Genomic DNA, 2,451 nt, shown 5'->3' on the forward strand with positions numbered 1-2,451 from the left:
AGATAGAGTTAATCATACGACTTGAAGAACTCAAAGTATCAACCGTTAACTCTGTCTCCATGGCCACATTCCAAAAAACTCTTCCCCCTAACATAACAATGAAGAAGCAGATGAGTGTTAAAATGAGAATACTTGGACGTTTATTTTTTTTGTTATAGAGCATGTCTTCTTATCGGAGCTCTAAGAAAACAATTAAAGAAGCTGCATAAAAAAAGGGCCTCGATTGGGCCCTTTCGTTATTTAATTGATTATTCTATTCAGCTTTCTTTTTCTTTTTCTTCTTACCTTTCTTCTTCCCTTTAGCTCCACCTTTTTTCTTCTTAATCACAAAGAAGATACCGGCCGCAGCAAGAACAAGAAGAATAAGCATCATATCCGAAGACCCACCAGAAGAAGCGGCCTTATCTGATTTCCCATCAACACCAATTTCAGGGTTATCCGTCTCATCCCAAATAATGTCTCCACCATTTCCTGGAAGACCACCTTGAATATTTCCGTCTTTCTTCCACTTACCAGAAGCAACGGCTTTTTGGATATTGAACATTTTTAGAGTTTCAATGATCTTATCAAAGATTGGCTTATAATCATTATAATGATCTTTTGCCACAGAGAAAGTTACAGCAACACCTAACTCACCCTTTACGGCAGCAAGGTAACGAGTATAGAATCCAGGAACCTCTGAGGCCAAGTGAAGAGCATCGACCCATTTTGTATCACCAATTTTTCTGGCCGTAATATTCTTAGGATCAGAAACCTGTGTCTTTCCACCAGGGATTCTAAAAGACTTAGGCTGTTTAAGATAGGCCTGGTATAGCGCTAGTTTATCTTGCTTTCCTCTTCTTTTGGCAGCAAGAATAATGATGGCCTCTTTCTGTCTCTTCTTATTTTCAGACTGACAAACCCATTCAGAACCCTCAAGGTCACACTTCCAACCACTAGGAAGCTCAAATTCAGTAAAATTACTTGTAAATGTTTTTCCCGATGCCATTTGAGTAAAAAGCAAAAGGGCCGTGATAAGTTTCTTCATTACTGTCCTCATTATTTAATATTTATTTTATTGTACTAAGTGTTTAATAAAATTCAAAAAAAGCAAAATTTACCTAAGCATTTCGGCTATTTAACTCTAGCAGTTAAGCCTTTTTCAATTGGCACTGAACGAAACTTCTTTACTAGCTTAATGATCGCCCAACTTGGTCCGCTCTCATAAACAAGTCCACTTGCAATAAGAATATTCCCACCAAAGTAGTCAGTCTTGTAAATATCAACCTTAGCACCCTTGGCAACATCTTGTGCTAATCCCTTATCGATCTTAACAAACTTCCCTCTTGGAGAAACCTTGATGATTGTGGCCTCAGTTGTATACTCTTTAAAACTCTCTTCAAAAATTTCGTCTTTTGATTTACCACCACTAGTCCAGGCCAGATTTGCAGAGAACTCTCCAACCTTGTCTGTTGATGTTCCAGACATTGTTTGAGCGGCCTCGAAAGAGAGACGATACTTCTTCTTAATAAGAAATCTCACACCACCATATGGTTGCATATAAGAGCGATTGATCGAATTCCATCTGGCAGTAGTCCCCGTTGCATTGAGGGGCTTATCTGAAGGATTATCCGTATAGGGATCTCCCCCTAATGAATAGATTCCCTTAACACCTCCCCAAAGGGCCCAAGTATTGTAGTTTTTTACGAGTGCTAGGTGATATGGAACTTCAGGGGCCAGATCATTAGGCGCCGATCGATATCCTGCACTGGCCTCAATTGTCGTCCACTTTGAATAAATATAATCTAAGTGAAAACCGATATTAAATTCTTGTCCTGAATCTCCTAGGACAATTTCACCTTCTGGAATTTGCGAACTATTTGTATAGATAACATTCTCTTCATAGGGTCTATAAACATAGGAACCAGAAATAGCGTAACGATAATTCTTATTCTTCTTCCAAGCATACTTGAAACCGATATTAACATTTTCTATTCCAGAAGTTGTATCAGTAACTCCTGATCCACTTCCATCATCACGTCCAGATGAGACCTGCCTAAACTTTGCTCCAGCAATGAGTTCAAGCTTTCTAGAGTAACCATACTTAAGCTTAAGGTCAGTATCCATCAAAGTATAATCTTGCAACTCTTCTAGCTCTGTTTCATTTCCATCAACATCGTAGAAGCTCAAGGTCTTTGAATAAAGAAAATTTAAACTATAATCATAGGCTCCACCAGCAATTGTTTCGGCCTGAAGAGGATAGACCTTGCGTGGTGTGGCCATTGCAGATGTCCCCAAAAGGGTCATGACAAGAAGATATTTTTTCATTAAAAATTCCTATTAGTAAATTTATCTCTACTAATAGGTTACTAAAAATCACCTGTATTACAAATATTGAGAATTGTTGAAAAGTTTTCCTAGAGATGAAAGATTCTAAACTAAGAGGCCCTTTTAAGCTCATCATTCTTAGTT

Annotated in this window: 2 protein-coding genes; both read right to left on the bottom strand. The window is 38.1% G+C overall.

What is annotated here, in order from left to right:
• Positions 1-253: 253 nt before the first annotated feature.
• Positions 254-1,027, bottom strand: coding sequence for a hypothetical protein (locus M901_RS16610; RefSeq protein ID WP_021278361.1), 774 nt, complete (start codon positions 1,025-1,027; stop codon positions 254-256).
• Positions 1,028-1,113: 86 nt separating this feature from the next.
• A complete protein-coding gene (locus M901_RS11455) occupies positions 1,114-2,307 on the bottom strand; it encodes a hypothetical protein (RefSeq protein WP_021278359.1) in 1,194 nt (397 codons plus the stop codon).
• Positions 2,308-2,451: the final 144 nt, after the last annotated feature.

The sequence above is a fragment of the Bacteriovorax sp. DB6_IX genome (genome assembly GCF_000447775.1).
Lineage (GTDB): Bacteria > Bdellovibrionota > Bacteriovoracia > Bacteriovoracales > Bacteriovoracaceae > Halobacteriovorax_A.

Excerpts from the sequence above, each read along its gene's own strand:
- M901_RS16610 (WP_021278361.1), bottom strand. The coding sequence starts at position 1,027 with ATGAAGAAACTTATCACGGCCCTTTTGCTTTTTACTCAAATGGCATCG.
- M901_RS11455 (WP_021278359.1), bottom strand. The coding sequence starts at position 2,307 with ATGAAAAAATATCTTCTTGTCATGACCCTTTTGGGGACATCTGCAATG.